The sequence below is a fragment of the Micromonospora sp. WMMD967 genome (assembly GCF_029626165.1).
Lineage (GTDB): Bacteria > Actinomycetota > Actinomycetes > Mycobacteriales > Micromonosporaceae > Micromonospora > Micromonospora taraxaci.
Window position 1 is genome coordinate 5,496,206 of record NZ_JARUBK010000001.1, and the last position, 17,781, is coordinate 5,513,986.

Here is a 17,781-nt window from a genome sequence, read left to right on the forward strand (position 1 = left end):
CAGCTAGAAGGCGTTGACGCCGGTGAGTGCGCGTCCGATGAGAAGTTGCTGGATCTGGCTGGTGCCCTCGTAGAGGGTGGCGACCCGCGCGTCCCGCAGGTACTTGCCGACCGGGTACTCGTCGATGTAGCCGTACCCGCCGAACACCTGGACCGCGTTGTTGGCCGCGCGGACGGCGGCCTCGCTGGCGAAGAGCTTGGCCATCGACGCCTCGGTGGCGAACGGCTGGTCGCGGTCGATCAGGTCGGCGACCTGCCACACCAGCAGCCGGGCGGCGGCGGTGTCGACCGCGATGGCGGCGAGCAGTTGCTGGACGAGCTGGTGCCCGGCGATGGGTTTGCCGAACTGGGTCCGCTGCCCCGCGTAGCCGACCGCCGCGTCGAGGCAGCCCTGGGCGATGCCGACGCACCCGGCGGCCACCGACATCCGACCCTTCGCGAGGGTGGCCAGGGCCAGGCGGAACCCGCCGCCCTCGGGCCCGAGGCGGGCGGTGTCGGGCACGCGTACCCCGTCGAAGCGCAATTCGCCGGTGGCCTGGCCGCGCAGGCCCAGCTTGCCGTGGATCTCCTGTCGGGTCAGTCCTGGGCTGTCGGTGGGCACCAGGAACGCGGTGATCCCTCGGTGCCCGGGGCCGCCGGTGCGGGCGAAGACCAGCGCGACGTCGGCGGTGGTGCCGTTGGTGATGAACGTCTTCGTGCCGGTGAGCAGCCAGTCGGCGCCGTGGCGGACCGCGCGGGTCCGCAGCGCCGCGGCGTCCGAGCCGCTGTCCGGTTCGGTCAGCGCGAAGCAGCCGAGCGTGGTGCCGGCACACAGTCGGGGCAACCACTCGGCCCGCTGGTCGGCCGACCCGTGGGCGGCGATCGACTTCGCGACCAGGCCGAGCGAGACCGAGACGATGCCGCGCACGGCCGAGTCGCCCCGGCCGAGTTCCTCCAGGACCAGGCAGTACGCGAGGTGGTCGCCACCGGAGCCGCCCTCGGCCTCGGCGATGGTCAACCCCAGGAAGCCCAGGTCTCCCAGCATGCCGACGATGGCGGGGTCGACCGACTCGCGTCGGTCCCAGGTGGCCGCGTGCGGTAACAGCTCCCGGTCGGCGAAGTCGGCGGCCAGTTCGCGGACCGCGGCCTGCTCGGCGGAGAGGGTGAGCTCCATGGCCATTAAACTAGCGGTGATAGTTAATGGCGTCCAGACCGGACCGTCACCGGTCGGAGACCAGCCCGACGTGCCGCTCGGTGGCGAACGCGCGGGCCAACTCGGTACGTGATCGGATGCCCAGCCGGTGGAACACGTTGCGCAGGTGGTGGTCGACAGTACGGGTGGAGAGGAACATCCGGGCGGCGACCTCCCGGTTGGTGGCGCCCTCCGCGACCAGCTCGGCGATCCGTAGTTGTTGCCCGGTCAGCAACCGCGCCGCCGGCAGGTCCGGTGGACCGACCGACTCGCCGGCCGCCCGCAGCTCCGTGGTGGCCTGCTCGGCCCAGCGACCGACCCTGAGCAACGTGAACATCTCGCGGGCCTGGTGCAGGTGCGTCCGCGCGTCGCGCGGGCGTCGACGGCGACGCAACTCCTGACCGAACAGCAGCTCGGTGCGTGCCCGCTCGAACGTGCCGGCATCGGTCGGGTGCAGCCGCAGCGCCCGCTGGAACTCCTGCTCGGCCTCGGGTCCGCCGCGAGGCGCGAGCAACGCGTGGCACCGGGCGGACAAAGCCCGACGCAACGGGCTCGCGGTGCTGCTGGCCCACCTGTCGAACACGGCGAGCGCCGCCGTCGCCGTCGGTCGGCAGGGCAGGTGCGCTGCCGCCTCCACCAGGTACGGGGTGGCCATCACCTGCACGAGCACCTGACCGCGCCCGGTGCCGAGCCGGGCCAACGACGCCAACCGGTCGGCGGCCTCGGCGTGTCGGCCGTCGACCAGGTCGAGCACGGCCAGTGCCCAACCGGCGAGCGCGTGCGGACGGCTGCCCGCCGTCGGCGCCTCGCCCATCTCGCGGATCCGTCGCAGGGTGGCGTCCCGGTCGGCCCGTACGGCGGCGAGCACGGCGAGCATGCCGAGGTGGACGTTGGCGCAGTTGACCTGACCGGTGGCCCGGGCGACCCGCAACCCGTCCCGGGAGGTTTCCGCCGCCGTCTCGTGTCGACCCAGCCAGTATTCGGCGACCGCCCGCAACTCCAGCGCCCGGGACAGCATGGACAGCTCGCCCCGATCCCGGGCCACAGTGGCGGCACGGTCCGCGAGTCGATGCGCCGCGCCGTCCACCGCGACCACCAGGCCCGCTGCCGCGGCGCAAGTGAGCGCGGTGGGGGTCGACGCCGGTCCGGTCAGCCGGCCACCCAGCACGACGGCGCGACGCAGCGCGGGACCGGCCCGCTCGTGGTCCCCGCGCAGGGTCGCCGCCACCCCGGCGACCAGGCTGCTCATCAACTCCGTGGCGGGAGGGTCGTCCGGCCGGCGCAACCCCGACGCCCGCCGGCCGACCTCGGCGTAGCGGTACTGGTCGCCGGCGAAGCAGACCGCCTCGCCGGCTCGGACCAACCCGGACAGTGCCAGCACACGGTCGGTGCCGGCCACCACCGCCGCGGCGGCGAGCAATCTGGCCGACGCACGTGCCGCGTCGCCGCACCGCAGCTCCAGCTCACCGAGCAGCAGGTCGGCGCGACTGCGGACGTCCGGGTCCGCGCAGACCGGGCGGAGGCGGTCGAGGAGGAGCCGAGCCACGTCGGGCTGACCCCCGGCCCAGGCATAGCGGGCGGCGGTCAGTAGCCGGTCAGCCGTACGGGTCGGGTCGTCGCTGAGTTCCGCGGCCCAGCACAGCGCCGCCGACGCGGTGGCCCAGCCGTCGACGCCACCAGCCGCTGCCTCTTCCAACTCGTCGGCGAGGGCCGGGTCCACACCCGCCGCGGCGGCGGCGAGGTGCATCGCCCGGCGCAGCCGCTGCCCGTCGAAGACCAGCACCCCGGCGAGCAGTCGGTGCGCCGCGCGTCGTTCGGCGAGCGGCGCACTGGCCGCGATCATCGTGCGCACCAGCGGCTGGGGAAAGGTGACTCCTCGGGGTTCGACGCGAACCAGGCCGGCCACCTCCGCCGGAGCGAGCGCCTCAACCTCGCCACCGGCGGCCCGGATCATTCCCGGCCCGCCGCCATCGTCGAGCGCGGCGAGCAGCAGCACCCGGCGGGTCTCCGGCGGCAGTCGGTCCAGTCGGGCCCGGTAAGCACGGCCCAGGACGCCGTCCGCCGGTGGCGCCGCAGGCAGCGACTCCTCCCCGCGCCACTGAGCCGGAGTGAGGACCGCGACGAGGTCCACCAATGCCTGCGGATTGCCGCCTCCGACGACGGCCAACGCGGTCAGGACCGACGGGGCGGGTCGCTCGGGAAGGCGGTCGGCCTCCTCCGATCCGGCGGACGACCGCAGCCGGTCGGTGAGGACGGCCGCGCTCTCCTGCTCGGTCAACGCGCGCAGTCGGTACGCGGGTATCCCGTCGACAGCGGCGGTGACGCCGGCGGTGAGCAGGATGGCGACGGGTAGAGGCCGCAACCGGCGGGCGACGAAGGCCAACACCTCGGCGGTCTGCGGGTCACCCCTGTCGACGTCGTCCATGGTGACGAGCAGCGGGCGGTCCCCGGCAGCGGCGCCGAGCAGCCCGAGCACCGCCATCGACAGCGTCAGCCGGCGGTCGGCCGGGCAGCCGTCGCCGGCCAGCGCGCCCCGCAGCAGCCGGCGCTGCCCCTCCGACAGGGCGGCGGCCCGGTCGAGCACTGGATCGACCAGACGTTGCAGGCCGGCGTACGGGAGAGCGGCCTCCTCGGCGAGTCCGCTAGCGGCGAGCACGGTGCAGCGCTGGGCGTGCCGGTGGGCGTACCCGACCAGCGCCGTCCGACCCGATCCGGGTTCGCCGTGCAGCAGCACCGCACCGCCGCCGCTTGTCACGTCGTCGATCAGGCTCCGGACCGACCGGCACTCGTCGTCCCGGCCACGCAGCACGGTTAGTTGCACTCTTGATGCAGTAACCATGCCTGCCAGTGTCACCCATTGGGATCCGGATGGAAAGAGGCTGCGACATCGAACCAAGCCGATCTCAGTCGGCCGCGACCTCCGCCAACAGGGCGCCCACCGTCCGGGTCATCACCGCGCGAGCCTGGTCCACACCGAGATTGAGGCCGTACCGCAGCATCGACCAGGCCGGCCACATGCTCGCCGCCACCAGGGCGTTGAGCAGTTGCTCCCGACCCCTACCAGCCGACACCAACTCGGGGGCGAAGAGCTCCTCGACCTCGTCCCGTACCCGGTCGATGTGCTTGAGGCGGTTGCGGTGCAGCTGGTCGGAGACCGGCTCCCGCATCTGGGCGGCCCGTGCCGACGGGGTGATGAGCTGGAGCAGCCGGGCCCGCTGCCGGCAGTACGCGTCGACCCGCTTCGCCAGCGGCAACCCGGTCGGGATCGGCCGGTAGGCGGCGTCCTGCTGGCGGAGCACCTCCGCGCCGCTCGCCTCGAAGAGGGTCTCCATGTCCTTGAAGTTGGTCCACAGCGTCCGCAGCGAGATGCCGGCCCGCTCGGCGATGCGCTCCCCCGTCGGGCGCAGGTCGCCCTCACCGATGAGCGCGAGGTGCGCCTCGACGATGGCCGCGCGGGTGCGCTCGGCTCGGGCGGTACGCCCGTCGACCCGACTCGCTACCTCGACCCCGTCCATCCGCCCCCGCCTCCTCACCGCCACGGCGCCTCCTGACGCACCGCCGAGTCTAGACAGGCGGTGATCAGCGGTTCCGGGCCGACCGTCGGCACTGTCATCCGGACCGACCGGTCAGCGAGACGCCGCCGTCGCAGACGATGGCCGGGCCGATGCCGCGACTCGCGCCGGCGACGATGGCGACCCGGCCCCGAAAACGAGTCGAATATGCATTCACAGTGCAGATAGTAGGAGGAGGGATCGGTGACGGTCAACGCCCGACGATCGGTTGGAGTACGCGGGCACAGTCGTCCGACCGGGCACGGTCACGCGGGACCGCGCCCGGTCGGACGGCTGTCGATCGGGTCAGGAGACGGTCGGCACCCCGTTCGCCGGCGGCGCCGCCGGCGTGGCGGTGTACTCGTTGACCGCCCCGTCCGCCTCGTCGGTCTCGTACGCCGGTCCGAAGTAGCTCTGCACTCCCCCGCTCACCCGGCTCAGGCGTTGCCCGCCGTACCCGGAGTGGTCCTTCTCGGAGAAGCGCAGCGGCACCAAGCCGGGGCCCTGGAAGCCGCCCTTCCGCACGGCCTCCAGCACCTTCTCGCGGGTGAGGTCCTTGCCGGCGGCGAGCAACGTCTGCACGAAGAGGTAGCCGACCGACATGCCGTAGACGGTGTTGCCGTCGAACGGGGCGTCCCCGTTGTGCTCCTTGTTCACCGTCGTGAAGAGCTGGATCCACGGGTTGGCCGTGTCGTTCTGCATCGGCAGGTAGTTGGTGCCGACCATGCCCTCCAGCAGCGGTGCGGCGGCGCCGAGCTGCTTGGCCAGGGTCGGGTGATCGGCGCCGACGTTGGAGACCAGCCACTGCGGCTTGAAGCCCAGCCGGGCCGCGGTGCCGACGGAGAGCGCGGTGAAGCCCGGCACCGTGGCGAGCACGACGACCTGACATCCGGCCGCCTTGAAGGCGCCGATCTGCGGAGCGACGTTGGTGTTACTGGTGACGTACGTCTGCTTCACCGCCACGGCACCGGCGCCGAGCACCTTCTCCACGCCGGCCAGGCTGTCCCGGCCGAAGTCGTCGTCCTGACCGAGGAAGCAGACCTTCTGCCCGGCCAGGTTGGTCTTGGCGTAGTTGGCGAGGATCTTGCCCTCGACCGTGTAGTCCGGGTTGAACCCGAACGTGCCGGGATACTTGTCCGGCTGGTCCCAGCTGCGGCTGCCGGAGGCGACGAACAGGTCGGGCACCCGGTTGCTCTTCAGGAAGTCGAGCACGCCGGTGTGCGTCGGCGTCCCAAGGCCGTTGAGGATGGCGAAGACCTTGTCCTGCAGGACCAGCTGACGGACCACCTGCTGGGTGTTCGCCGGGTTGTAACCGTCGTCCATGATCTTGTAGGTGATCTTCCGGCCGTGCACACCGCCGTTGGCGTTGACGTAGTCGAAGTACGCCTTCGTCGCCGGGGCGATCTTCGAGTAGCCCGCCGAGGCCGGACCGGTGAGCGGCATGTGGGTGCCGACGACGACCTCGGTGTCGGTGACGCCCGGCACCGACGCTCCGCCGGGACCGGTGCCGTCGTCACCGCTGCAACCAGCGGCGGCGGCCAACAGGGCGATGGTGCTGGCGATCGCGAGACCACGTTGTGCCAAACGGTGCATGGAGAACACCGACCTTTCTCGGTCCGGTTTGCGGTAACGGTGTGGGTGGTGGGGCGCCCGGCCGGGGCCGGACTGGAGAACAGCTCAGGAACGCCGGGCCCGCAGGCGCCGACCAAGACGGGACAGCAGTCCCTGCACGCCGCCGGGGGCGGCGATCATGACGACGATCAGGGTGAGGCCGAAGATCGCCAGCGGGAGGTTGCCCTCCAGCCGCTGCGCCACAGCGGGCGAGAGCGTGAGCATCTCCGTCACGGAGTGGGTGAGGTCGGGCAGGGCGACCAGCAGGACGGCCCCCCACAACGCGCCGGTGAGACGGCCGAGCCCACCGATCACCACGGCCATCAACAGGAACAGCGACAGGGTCAGCGAGAACGCCCCCGGGGAGACGCTCTGCGCGAGGACCGCCAGCAACGCGCCGCCGAGCCCGGCGGTGGCGGCACTGACCACGAACGCGAGGACCTGGGTGCGGGCCACGTGGATGCCGGCGAGACGGGCCGCCACCTCGTCGTCCCGGACCGCCCGGAAGGTCCGCCCGTACCGGCTGCGGATGAGGTTGGCCAGCAACAGCAGGGCGAGCATGGTCGCCGCCCCGGTCAGCCAGAGCTGCCACCGCTCGTAGGGGAAGTACGGGCCGAGGGCCAACGGTGGCGGCTCCACCGGCACGGACAACCCCTGCTCCCCGTTGAACACGCCGTCGAAGGTCACCGCCAGCGCCGGCACGACGATGGCCACCGCGAGCGTCACCCCGGCCAGGTAGGGGCCCCGCAGCCGGGCCGCGGCCACACCCACCACCGCGCCGACCGCGACGGTGCTGACGATCGCCGCGACCAGCGAGAGCGGCAACAGCCAGCCGCCGGTCATCCCCCGGTCGGCGAACGCGGTCTGACACAGAGCCACCGTGTACGCGCCGGTGGCCATCAACGCCCCGTGCCCGAGCGACAGTTGACCGTTGAGGCCGGTGAGGACGGTCAGCCCGGCGGTCGCGCAGAAATAGGCCGCCACAGTAGCGAGCTGGAAGTTCCGGAACGGCTCGACGGCATAGCTGACCCCCACCAGCACCAACCCGACGGCGAGCACCACCGCGAGGTGGCGCAGCAGGGTCGAGCCCCGTCGCCGGTCGACGGGCCGGTCAGCGGCGTCGTCCGGCCGGTGCCGCGGCGGCAGCGCCGCCTTCGTGGCGCTCACACCCGCCTCGCCGCGACCGGGGCGAACAACCCGCCGGGCCGGACCAACAACACCGCCAGCAGCAGGACCAGCACCGCGAGCGGCGTGAGATCACTGCCGGCGTACCCGCTCACGTAGGAGAGCAGCAGACCCACCACCAGCCCGCCGACCACAGCGCCCGGCGGGCTGTCCAGCCCACCCACCACCGCCGCCGTGAACGCCGAGACGAACACCAGGTCCATCGCGTGCGGATGCAGGCCCAGCTCGGTCGGAATGACCAGCATGGCGGCCAGCGCGCCCACCCCGGACGCCAGCGCCCAACCGAGGGTCAACATGCCCCCGACGTTGACCCCGAGCAGCCGGGACACCTCGGGCGCGAAGGCCGCCGCGCGCATCCGCAACCCCACCGGGGTACGCGCGAACATCCACGCGAGGCCGCTGACCACCACCCCGATCGCGGCGAAGACGAACAGGTCGTACGGCGACAGCACGGCGACGCCGCCCACGCTGAGGGCGGCCCTGCTGAACGGCGCCTCGGCGGGACGGAACTCGTTGCCGTACACCATGCCCAGCACGGCCTGGATCAACAGCACCAGCCCGAGCGCGACGATAACCGGGTTGAGCGGTGAGGCATGGTCGACGTGCCGCATCACGACGCGGTCCACCACCGCGCCGAGCACCAGGCCGGCGACGATCGCGACCACGAAGCCCAGCCAGTAGGAGCCGGTCGCGGCGGCGACGGAGTACGCGACGTACGCGGCGGCGACGGCCATCGCGCCCTGGGCGAAGTTGACGACCCGCGCCGCCCGCCAGATGAGCACCAGGGCCAGCGCGAACGCGGCATACACCGCGCCCCGGGACAGGCCGTCGACGGTGAGGAAGACGAAGCGGTCCAACAGTCCTCCCTCCGGGGGACGAGGTGGTGGTCAGAAACCGAGGTACGCGTGGCGCAGGTCGACGTCGTCGCGCAGCTTCGCCGCCGGGGCGGCGATCACCACCCGGCCGAGGGACATCACGATCCCCTGGTCGGCGACGGCGAGCGCGCTGCGGACGTTCTGCTCGACCAGCAACACGGTCAGGCCGGTGCGGTCGCGGAGCTGGCGGAGCAGGGCCATGGTCCGGGCGACCACCCGTGGTGCCAGGCCGAGCGACGGCTCGTCGAGCAACAGCAGGCGGGGGCGACCGACCAGGGCCCGGCCGAGCGCGAGCATCTGACGCTCACCGCCGGACAGCTGGTGGCCGAGGTGCCGACGGCGACGGGCCAGGGGCTCGAAGAGCTCGTAGACCTCGTCGAGGGCCCGACCGGCGTCGGCCCGGTCGCGCCGCCACAGCCCACCGAGCCGCAGGTTCTCGTCGACGGTCAACTCGCTGATCACGCCCCGACCTTCCGGCACGTGCGCCATGCCGCGTCGGACTAGCTGCTCCACCGGCGTACCCCGAAGGTCCTCCCCGGCCAGGACGACCTGACCGGCGGCCGGCCGGATCATGCCGGAGAGCGCACGGAGCAGGGTCGTCTTCCCGGCGCCGTTGGCGCCCACGACAGCGGCGATCGTGCCCGCCGGGACGGTGAGGTCGACGGCCTGCAACACGGGCGCGGCGCCGTAGCCGGCCACCAGCCCGCGCACGACGAGCAGATCGGTCACGGGGTCACCTCCTCGACGGTGGCACCGAGGTAGGCGTCGGTGACCGCCGGGTCGTCGCGGACCTCGTCCGGGGTGCCGGCGGCGATGACGCGGCCGAAGTCGAGCACCACCAGCTCGTCGCAGACCGCCATCACCAGGTCCATGTGGTGCTCGACGAGCAGCACCGCGCAGGGATCGTCGTCGCGCCGGGGAAGCTGGCGGATCAGCTCCGCCAACTCGGCGATGTCGTCGGCGCCGAGGCCACCGGCGGGCTCGTCGAGCAGGAGCAGCCGGGGCCGGGCGGCGAGCGCGCGGGCCAGGGCGACCCGCTGGCGTACCGCGAAGGGCAGCGTGGTCGGTGCGGCCTCGGCGTGCGCGGCGATGCCCAGGTCGTCGAGGATGTCCAGGGCGTGCTGGCGCAGCCGGCGCTCGTCACGGTCGCTGGCCGGCAGCCCGAGCAGCGCCGGGACGAACCCCGCACGGGCGGTGTGCGAGGCGCCGGTCATCACGTTCTCCAGCACGGTCAGACCGGCGAAGAGCCCGGTGCCCTGAAGGGTGCGGGCGATGCCGAGCCGGGTCAGCCGGTGTGGCCGCGGCCGGAGCGGCCGACCGTCGAGGGTGAGCGAACCCGTCTCCGGCGCGACGAAGCCGCAGATCACGTTGAACAGCGTGGTCTTGCCCGCGCCGTTGGGCCCGATCACGCCCACCACCCGGTTGGGTGGCACCCGCAGCGAGACGTCGTCGAGGGCGGTGAGGCCGCCGAAACGGACGCCGATGTGGTGCAGTTCGAGGCCGCGCTCCATCACCCATCCCTCTGTCGTGGCGGGTGTTTATTTACACTCGCAGTGTACGTTTCTCGGGTATCGCGTCAAGACCTTCAATGCGCCGACCACGCGGACGGGGCGGCCGCCGTCGGCGACCGCCCCGGGACCACGATCAGGCGCTGGGGCAGGTGTTGCGGTACTCCTGGATGGCCGAGCCGCTCGGGCCGGGGCAGAGGAACTGCTCGTAGCGGGTGTCGTCGTCGACGAACCGCTTCAACCAGGCCACCATCTGCCGGGCGGTGGGGGTGTTCGTCGTCTGCGGGAAGAAGTGGCTCGCCCCGTTCAGCTCCAGGTACGCCTTCTCGGCGGAGGCCGGGATGCTGTTGTAGAACGGCACCGAGTGCGTCGCGACGGGGGCGACGCTGTCGCTCTCGCCACCGATGATCAGCGTGGGCACCCGCAGCTCGGACCAGCTCTTGTCCAGGTTCCACGGCGCCAGCGGCACGGCGGCCTGCAACGACGGCCGGGACGAGGCCGCTTCCAGACTGCCCCCGCCGCCCATGGAGTGACCCGCCACCGCGAGCCGGCTGCTGTCGATGCGGCTGCGCACCGAGCTGCGCTGGGTGAGGTAGTCCAGCGCGGCGAGCAGCTGCCGGCCCCGGCTGTCCGGCTGGTCGAGGCGGGTGTTGGTCTCGATGCCGATCACCACGAACCCGTGCGAGGCGATCCGCGGGCCGAGCCAGCTGATGCTGGACCACGAGGCGGTGTAGCCGGGCGAGATGGCGATGGCGCCGAAGGTGCCCTCGCTGGTGCTGGTCGGGTAGTAGATGACGCCGCCACCGAAGCCGGTGACGCTGAGCGAGGACACGCTCTGTGACGCCGTGGCGAAGGGCCCGCGGCTGGCTTCCAGGATGGCGGTGGTCGGAGCGGGGCCCCGCTCGTACGGGCCGGCCGCCTGGGCGGCGCCGGTCGATCCGGCCAGGGCTCCGCCGGCGGCCAGGACGGCTGCGAGGGCGAGCCGGGTGGCCCGGGCTGCGACGGAACGGGGACGGGTGGTGGTTGGTGAGGACACGTCGGGCACTCCCTAGGGTCGAGGGATATCGACGTGTGTCAGTTTTGGCCGGTCGGCCGGTCGCCGCATCGGCAGAATCACCAGTCCTGGCGGCATTTGCCGTGATCAGCCGTGTTTCGGCCCTCCGACCAGGGGTAGCAGGGCAGGCGCCTGCCCGTACACGCGCCATCGAGAGGTTCACCACGTGGATTCCAGCAAGCCCGCCGAGGCGGTCAAGAACGCCGTGAAGACCGCCTCCGGAAAGATCGCCGACGCCCTGACCCCCGATGTGCCGGGTGCGCCGGGAAGCGCGCCACCAACCGTCGAGGAACCGACGACGCCGCACGACCCGCTGCCGCCGAAGCCGGAACAGGGAGCACCGCAGACGCGGACGCCGACCGGCGCCGAGACCGGCGTGCCGCCCACCGCGAAGGGTCAGCAGGGCGCGTACCTGACGACCGCCAACGGCGCACGACTGCGCGACACGGACCACTCGCTCAAGGCCGGGCCGCGCGGCCCGGTGCTGCTCCAGGACCACCACCTACGCGAGAAGATCACGCACTTCGACCACGAACGCATCCCCGAGCGGGTCGTGCACGCGCGGGGCGCCGGTGCGCACGGCGTGTTCACCGCGTACGGCACCGGCGAGGCGGTCACCCGGGCCGGGTTCCTGAAGAAGGGCCGGGAGACCGACGTCTTCGTGCGCTTCTCCACAGTGCTCGGTTCGCGTGGCTCGGCCGACACCGTCCGCGACACCCGCGGCTTCGCGACGAAGTTCTACACCGACGAGGGCACCTTCGACCTGGTCGGCAACAACATGCCGGTGTTCTTCATCCAGGACGCCATCAAGTTCCCCGACATCATCCACGCCGGCAAGCCGCACCCGGACCGGGAGATCCCGCAGGCGCAGAGCGCCCACGACACCTTCTGGGACTTCGTCTCGCTGCACACCGAGGCGCAGCACCACGCGCTGTGGAACATGTCCGATCGGGGCATCCCGCGCTCCTACCGGACGATGGAGGGCTTCGGCGTGCACACCTTCCGCCTCGTCAACGAGGCCGGGGAGACGGTGCTGGCCAAGTTCCACTGGAAGCCGAAGTTGGGCGTGCACTCCCTCACCTGGGAGGAGGCCCAGATGTTGAGCGGGATGGACCCGGACTTCCACCGTCGGGACCTCTACGACGCCATCGAGGCCGGCGCGTACCCGGAGTGGGAACTGGGCATCCAGGTCTTCCCCGACACTCCCGAGGAGACCTTCGCCGGCATCGACCTGCTCGACCCGACGAAGATCGTGCCGGAGGAGCTGGCCGAGGTGCAGCCCATCGGCAGGCTGGTCCTCAACCGGACGCCGACGAACTTCTTCGCCGAGACCGAGCAGGTGGCCTTCCACCTGGGTCACCTCCCGCCGGGCATCGACGTCACGAACGACCCGCTGTTGCAGGGCCGGCTCTTCTCGTACGTCGACACGCAGCTCACCCGCCTGGGTGGGCCGAACTTCTCGCAGATCCCGATCAACCGGCCGCACGCGGCGGTGAACGACATGCTGCGCGACGGGTTCCACCAGCACGCCGTGCACGCGGGTGTCGCGCCGTACCGACCGAACTCGCTCGACGGTGGCAACCCCTTCCCCGCCGGCGACGCCGAGCAGGCGTTCGTCGACGTGCCGGTCACCGTCGCGGAGGCGCCCAAGGTGCGGGCGAACCCGGTCTCGTTCGACGACCACTACAGCCAGGCACGCCTGTTCTGGGCGAGCATGTCGCCGGTCGAGAAGGAGCACATCATCCGGGCGTACACCTTCGAGCTCGGCAAGTGCTACCACCAGGAGATCAAGGAACGCCAACTGCGGAGCCTCGCCAACATCGACCCGGTGCTGTGCGAGCAGGTCGCCGCCGGTCTGGGACTGCCCGCGCCGCAGCCCAGCGCGCCGCTCGCCGACGTCACGCCCAGCCCGGCGCTGTCGCAGGTCGGCCGGGAGTGGCCGAGCGACGGTCGTACCGTCGGGATCGTGGTCGACCCGGACGGTGACCTGGACGGTGTCGCCGAGGTCCGGCGGGCCGTGTTCGAGGCCGGCATGGTGCCGTTGCTCATCGCCCCGCGCGGTGGCATGGTGGCCGACCTGCCGGTGCAGCGGACCTTCGCCACCGGCCGGTCGGTCGAGTTCGACGCGGTCCTGCTGGCCGGAGCGCCGGTGCCCGCACCGGACGCCCTCCCCGCCCGCGACGACAAGGCGGGCCGGCCCGGCCCGGCCGCCGTGGATCCCCGCGTGCTGCTGCTGGTCGAGGAGTGCTGGCGGCACGCCAAGGCGATCGGCGCCTGGGGCGCCGGCGTCAGCGTGTTGGAACAGGTCGGGGTGGCCGGCACTCCCGGCGTCGTCGCGGCGGGCTCCGGAGCCGAGGCCCTGACGGCGGTGCAGCAGTTGATGGCCGCACACCGGGTATGGGAACGGTTCCCCGCCGCAATCGCCTGACCCGCCACCGAACGAGGGCCGTCCTCCGGCTGCACCGGGGGGCGGCCCTCGTCGCGGCGAGATCAGCCGACGTCGGCCAACCGCGGCAACACCTCGTCGCCGAGCCGCTGGGCGAACTCGACCGGGTGCCGATCCGGTGTCACCTGCACCTCACTCACGCCGAGCGCGGCGTACTCGGACACCTCGGCGAGGAACGCGTCGACGTCGTCCAGCGGCGCCCGGGAGGCGACCACCGTCTTCTCGATGGTGTCGTAGTCACGGCCCTCGGCGGCGCAGTGCCCGCGCAGCACGTCCAGCTTGCGGGCGACGTCGTCGATCCCACCGCGACCGAACAGGTTGCAGGCGTCGGCATAGCGGGCCACCAGCAACAGCGTCTTCTTCTCACCCCCACCACCGATCATGATGGGCGGGTGCGGCCGGCTCAACGGCTGCGGTGAGTTGATGGTCTCGGCGAGCTGGTAGTGCTTGCCGTTGAACGGGCCGTCGTCGGCACTCCACATCTGCCGGCAGATGCGCAGCGTCTCCTCCAAACGCTCGAACCGCTCGGCCACCGGGACGACCGGCACACCCAGCCCGAGTTGCTCCCGCTCGTACCAGGAGGCGCCGATGCCGAGGCGGGCGCGCCCGCCGGAGAGCACGTCGAGGGTCGTCACGGTCTTGGCGAGCAACCCCGGGTAGCGGTACATCACACCGGTGACCAGCACGCCCAGCGTCATCCGCTGCGTCTGCCCGGCGACGAAACCCAGCGTGGTGTACGCCTCCAGCATCGGCTCCTCGGCCGCGAAGACCGCGTCCATCTGGAAGAAGTGGTCCATCACCGTGAACGACGCGACGCCGGCATGCTCGGCGGTGGTGGCCGTCTCCGCCAACGTCGGTGCGATGGCGGTCGGGTCGGCCGGGGTCGAGTAGTTCCAGTAGTGCAGTCCGAGCTTCATGGTCGGCACCTCCGAAGACGAGCCTAGTCCCGTCCGGCGCCCGTAGGGGGCGCCTCGGAACCGCCCTGCGAGTCGGGCCCGGCAGCCTCTATTACCGGTTCATGACAATCCGTGGATCACGTGCGGATATCCGGCTGGCACCTTCCGATGAATGATCCAACAGCTGACCGGATCCCGGGTCGCCGAGCTGCCGCCCGACGAGACGCGCGCCCGGTTCCGCCACCGGCACCGGACCGGGACGACCCGCACGGAGGGACGATCGCAGCGGGCGGAGTGGGCCGACGCCGCGAAGGGCGCCTGCATCGTCCTCGTCGTCCTGTGGCACGTCGTCGTGAAGGACTACCTACAGATCGACTGGCACGTCGGCGTACCGGTGCCGGGCCTGTGGGGGACGCTGGGTGAGCAGTTCCTTCCGCTGCGGATGCCGTTGTTCTTCACCATCTCGGGCGTCTTCGCGGCAAACGCCGCCCAGCGGCCGTGGCGGGTCGTGGCCCGCAGCCGGGTCGCCGGGTTCCTCTACCTGTACGCCCTCTGGCTCCTGATCCACACCGCGGTCCTCGCCGCCGCCCCCGACCTGCCGACCGACCGCGCCACCTCCGCCCTCGGCGTGCTGGAGCAGCTCACCATCACGCCGTCCAACCTCTGGTACCTGTACGCCCTGGCGGTGTACTTCACGATCGCCAAGGCGACCCGTCGGGCGCCCTGGGCGCTGGTGCTCGTACCCGCCGGGGTGCTGTCCGCGGTCGCCGCCGCCGGCCTGCTCGACACACCGGGCAACCGTGGTGGCCTCTACGAGAACCTGGTGTTCTTCCTCGCCGGCCTGTACCTGCGACCGCGGATCCAGTGGTGGGCGGAGACCGCCGGCCGGCGCCGTCTCCTGCTGACCTCGGTGGGCTACGTCCTCGCGCTCGCCGCGATGGCGGCGGCCGGCGCGCAGCAGTGGTTCGGCGTGTGGCCGGCGGTCTCCGTCGTGGCAGTGATCTTCGGCATAACCGCAGCTGCCCAGCTGGCTCGCTGGTCGGCGCTCGGCAAACCGCTGGCTAGTCTCGGCCGCATCACCCTGCCGATCTACGTCGTCCACATGCCGGTCCTGGCTCTGCTGCACCGGCTGTTGCTCGTACCGGTTTCGGAGCTGGGCGCGTCCGCTCAGGGCCTGATCGTGCTCGGATATCCGGTTCTGCTGACCGGCCTGGTGATCGGCCTGAGCCTGGCCGTGCACCGTGGCCTGCTGGCGGTCCGGGCGGGCTGGCTGTTCGCCCTACCCGGCCCTCGCCGCGCGGAGGCGTCCCGATGAGCGCCCTGGCCGAGGCGCTCGTCGACCTCGACGCGATCGCCACCAACGTGCGGACGATCGCGTCGGTGACCGGCACCGGCCTGATGGCGGTGGTGAAGGCCGACGGGTTCGGCCACGGCGCGGTGCAGGTGGCGCGGGCGGCAGTTCGCGCCGGTGCGAGCTGGTTGGGGGTGACCTCGACGAGGGAGGCGCTGACCCTGCGCGAGGCGGGTGTGACAGCGCCCACGTTGAGCTGGCTGCACGGCCCGAACGACGACTTCGGTAAGTTGATCAACGCTGGTGTCGACGTCGGCGTGTCGACGACGACGCACCTGCACGCCGTCGCCGACGCGGTCCATCGGCTCGGCGTACCGGCGATGGTGCAGCTCAAGGCCGACACCGGTTTGTCCCGCAACGGGGCCGCCGGGGACGACTGGCCCGAGTTGGTCGGTTGGGCCCGCAAGTACGAACGGGAGGGTGGGATCCGGGTGCGTGGGGTGTGGTCCCACCTCATGGACGCCGACGTCCCGGGCGCCCCCGAGCTGCACCGCCAGGTGACGACCTTCGAGGACGCGCTGCGGATCGCGCGGTCGGCGGGCCTCGACCCCGAACTGGTTCACCTGGCGAACTCGGCGGCCGCGTTGTCGGCGCCACGGACCCGCTTCGACCTCTGCCGGATCGGGATCGCGCTGTACGGCGTGGACCCGTTCGGCGCGACCGGCCCGGGCGAGTTCGGGCTGCACGCAGCGATGACAGTGCGGACGAGCGTGGTCAACGTCAAGCGGGTGCCGGCCGGCACCGGCGTCTCCTACGGGCCCGAGCACGTCACCGGGGCGCCGACCACTCTGGCGCTGCTGCCGCTCGGGTACGCCGACGGCCTCCCCCGCGCCGCGGGTGGCCGCGCCTCGGTGTGGCTCGCCGGCCGGCGGTGCCCGATCGTCGGGCGCATCGCCATGGACCAGTGCGTGGTCGACGTCGGGGACCTTCCCGTGGCGATCGGCGACCCGGTCGTGGTGTTCGGCCCGTGCGAGGCCGACCAGGACCCGCCGACTGTCGTCGAGTGGGCCCGCTGGGCCGACACCAACCCCCACGAGATCTTGACCGGCATCGGGGCCCGGGTGGCCCGCGACCACCTCCACGGAAGGGCACGCATTTCATGACAACCCGACTGGCAGTGCTGTACGGCGGGCAGAGCGGCGAGCACGACGTGTCCTGCCGCTCGGCGGCGAGCATCCTCGCCCACGTGGACCGCGCGCGGTACCGGGTCACCGAGGTGCTCATCGACGCCGACGGCGGCTGGCACGTCGACGGACGCGCGACGGCACTCCCTGCGGCGCTTCGCGTGCTGCGCGCCCAGGACGTGGTGTTCCCGGCTCTGCACGGCCCGTACGGCGAGGACGGCACTGTCGCCTCGCTGCTGGAGTGGCTCGGGGTGCCGTACGTCGGCAACGGTGTCTTCGCCAGCGCCGCCGGTATGGACAAGGGTGTCACCAAGCGGCTCCTCGCCGCCGAGGGGCTGCGGGTCAGCCCGGGGGTGACCCTGCGGCCGGGCGAGGACCTGTCGCCCGACGACCGGCGACGCCTGGACCTGCCGGTCTTCGTCAAACCGGCTCGGGCCGGGTCCAGCCTGGGCGTCGTCAAGGTGGACGACTGGTCGGGGATTCCCGCCGCGCTGGAGCAGGCCCGACAGGTCGACCCGAAGGTGCTCGTCGAGCAGGGGGCCCGGGGTCGGGAGATCGACGTGGCGGTCCTGCAGCACCCGGACGGCCGGGTGCAGGCCGGCCCGCCGCTGGAGATCCGGGTGACCGGTGCCGGCTTCTTCGACTACGACGCGAAGTACGACGGCGGCGCGATCTTCCAGATCCCCGCCGCGCTGGACGCGACGACCACCGAGGTGCTCCAGGACCGGGCGATCCGCGCCTTCCACGCCCTCGACTGCCGTGGGCTGCTCCGGGTGGACTTCTTCCTGCCCGCCGAGGGGTCGCCCGAGCCCATCGTGAACGAGGTGAACACCTTCCCCGGTTTCACCGCCGCGTCGCAGTTCCCGCAGATCTGGCAGAAGGCCGGCCTCGGCTTCGTCGACCTGATCGACATCCTGATCGACGGCGCGCTGGCCGACGAGGACCGGGGCCGCTACGGCGGACTTCCTCGGCAGGCACGGGCGGTCGACCTGGTGTGAGCGGCGGCGGGT

Annotated in this window: 14 protein-coding genes; 4 read left to right on the plus strand and 10 right to left on the minus strand. The window is 72.1% G+C overall.

Annotation, left to right across the window (positions count from 1 at the left end):
* Positions 1-3 precede the first annotated feature (3 nt).
* The 9 genes from O7631_RS24870 to O7631_RS24910 form a co-directional block, all read right to left on the minus strand.
* Positions 4-1,152 carry an acyl-CoA dehydrogenase family protein gene (locus O7631_RS24870; RefSeq protein ID WP_278146465.1) on the minus strand — a complete coding sequence of 383 codons (1,149 nt, stop codon included), beginning with the start codon at positions 1,150-1,152 and terminating at the stop codon, positions 4-6.
* Between the two features lie 46 nt (positions 1,153-1,198).
* Complete coding sequence (locus O7631_RS24875; RefSeq protein ID WP_278146466.1) at positions 1,199-4,009, minus strand: LuxR family transcriptional regulator; 2,811 nt, start codon at positions 4,007-4,009, stop codon at positions 1,199-1,201.
* Positions 4,010-4,073: 64 nt separating this feature from the next.
* Positions 4,074-4,685: a TetR/AcrR family transcriptional regulator gene (locus O7631_RS24880; protein WP_278146467.1), complete on the minus strand. Its 612-nt coding sequence runs from the start codon at positions 4,683-4,685 to the stop codon at positions 4,074-4,076.
* Between the two features lie 342 nt (positions 4,686-5,027).
* A complete protein-coding gene (locus O7631_RS24885; protein WP_278146468.1) occupies positions 5,028-6,314 on the minus strand; it encodes an ABC transporter substrate-binding protein in 1,287 nt (428 codons plus the stop codon).
* Between the two features lie 84 nt (positions 6,315-6,398).
* Entirely contained in the window at positions 6,399-7,499 is a 1,101-nt protein-coding gene (locus tag O7631_RS24890; RefSeq protein ID WP_278146469.1) for a branched-chain amino acid ABC transporter permease, read from the minus strand.
* Positions 7,496-8,374 (minus strand): branched-chain amino acid ABC transporter permease, encoded by an 879-nt coding sequence (locus O7631_RS24895; RefSeq protein WP_278146471.1) that lies wholly within the window; start codon positions 8,372-8,374, stop codon positions 7,496-7,498. Before O7631_RS24895 ends, O7631_RS24890 begins: the two co-directional genes overlap by 4 nt.
* A 30-nt stretch (positions 8,375-8,404) precedes the next feature.
* Complete coding sequence (locus O7631_RS24900; RefSeq protein WP_278146472.1) at positions 8,405-9,121, minus strand: ABC transporter ATP-binding protein; 717 nt, start codon at positions 9,119-9,121, stop codon at positions 8,405-8,407.
* A complete protein-coding gene (locus tag O7631_RS24905) occupies positions 9,118-9,903 on the minus strand; it encodes an ATP-binding cassette domain-containing protein (protein ID WP_278146473.1) in 786 nt (261 codons plus the stop codon). Before O7631_RS24905 ends, O7631_RS24900 begins: the two co-directional genes overlap by 4 nt.
* A gap of 133 nt (positions 9,904-10,036) precedes the next feature.
* A complete protein-coding gene (locus O7631_RS24910) occupies positions 10,037-10,936 on the minus strand; it encodes an alpha/beta hydrolase (protein ID WP_278146474.1) in 900 nt (299 codons plus the stop codon).
* A 184-nt stretch (positions 10,937-11,120) separates the two neighbouring features.
* Here O7631_RS24910 and O7631_RS24915 point away from each other — a divergent pair, with 184 nt between their 5' ends.
* The gene (locus O7631_RS24915; RefSeq protein WP_278146475.1) at positions 11,121-13,382 is read left to right on the plus strand and encodes a catalase; all 2,262 of its coding nucleotides are present in this window, start codon (positions 11,121-11,123) and stop codon (positions 13,380-13,382) included.
* A 62-nt stretch (positions 13,383-13,444) separates the two neighbouring features.
* Here the strand turns inward: O7631_RS24915 and O7631_RS24920 are convergent, their stop codons facing one another.
* Positions 13,445-14,317, minus strand: a complete 873-nt coding sequence (locus tag O7631_RS24920; protein WP_278146476.1) for an LLM class F420-dependent oxidoreductase — start codon at positions 14,315-14,317, stop codon at positions 13,445-13,447.
* 151 nt (positions 14,318-14,468) lie between these two features.
* Here O7631_RS24920 and O7631_RS24925 point away from each other — a divergent pair, with 151 nt between their 5' ends.
* The 3 genes from O7631_RS24925 to O7631_RS24935 are packed head-to-tail and all read left to right on the plus strand — an operon-like array spanning position 14,469 to position 17,769.
* Positions 14,469-15,611 (plus strand): acyltransferase, encoded by a 1,143-nt coding sequence (locus O7631_RS24925; protein ID WP_278146477.1) that lies wholly within the window; start codon positions 14,469-14,471, stop codon positions 15,609-15,611.
* Positions 15,608-16,750, plus strand: coding sequence for an alanine racemase (alr, locus tag O7631_RS24930; RefSeq protein ID WP_278146478.1), 1,143 nt, complete (start codon positions 15,608-15,610; stop codon positions 16,748-16,750). The genes O7631_RS24925 and alr overlap by 4 nt, the downstream gene beginning before the upstream one ends.
* Positions 16,747-17,769 (plus strand): D-alanine--D-alanine ligase family protein, encoded by a 1,023-nt coding sequence (locus tag O7631_RS24935; RefSeq protein ID WP_278146479.1) that lies wholly within the window; start codon positions 16,747-16,749, stop codon positions 17,767-17,769. Before alr ends, O7631_RS24935 begins: the two co-directional genes overlap by 4 nt.
* Positions 17,770-17,781: the final 12 nt, after the last annotated feature.

Excerpts from the sequence above, each read along its gene's own strand:
- O7631_RS24935 (WP_278146479.1), top strand. The coding sequence starts at position 16,747 with ATGACAACCCGACTGGCAGTGCTGTACGGCGGGCAGAGCGGCGAGCAC.
- O7631_RS24920 (WP_278146476.1), bottom strand. The coding sequence starts at position 14,317 with ATGAAGCTCGGACTGCACTACTGGAACTACTCGACCCCGGCCGACCCG.
- O7631_RS24905 (WP_278146473.1), bottom strand. The coding sequence starts at position 9,903 with ATGGAGCGCGGCCTCGAACTGCACCACATCGGCGTCCGTTTCGGCGGC.
- O7631_RS24880 (WP_278146467.1), bottom strand. The coding sequence starts at position 4,685 with ATGGACGGGGTCGAGGTAGCGAGTCGGGTCGACGGGCGTACCGCCCGA.
- alr (WP_278146478.1), top strand. The coding sequence starts at position 15,608 with ATGAGCGCCCTGGCCGAGGCGCTCGTCGACCTCGACGCGATCGCCACC.
- O7631_RS24870 (WP_278146465.1), bottom strand. The coding sequence starts at position 1,152 with ATGGAGCTCACCCTCTCCGCCGAGCAGGCCGCGGTCCGCGAACTGGCC.
- O7631_RS24925 (WP_278146477.1), top strand. The coding sequence starts at position 14,469 with ATGATCCAACAGCTGACCGGATCCCGGGTCGCCGAGCTGCCGCCCGAC.
- O7631_RS24885 (WP_278146468.1), bottom strand. The coding sequence starts at position 6,314 with ATGCACCGTTTGGCACAACGTGGTCTCGCGATCGCCAGCACCATCGCC.
- O7631_RS24875 (WP_278146466.1), bottom strand. The coding sequence starts at position 4,009 with ATGGTTACTGCATCAAGAGTGCAACTAACCGTGCTGCGTGGCCGGGAC.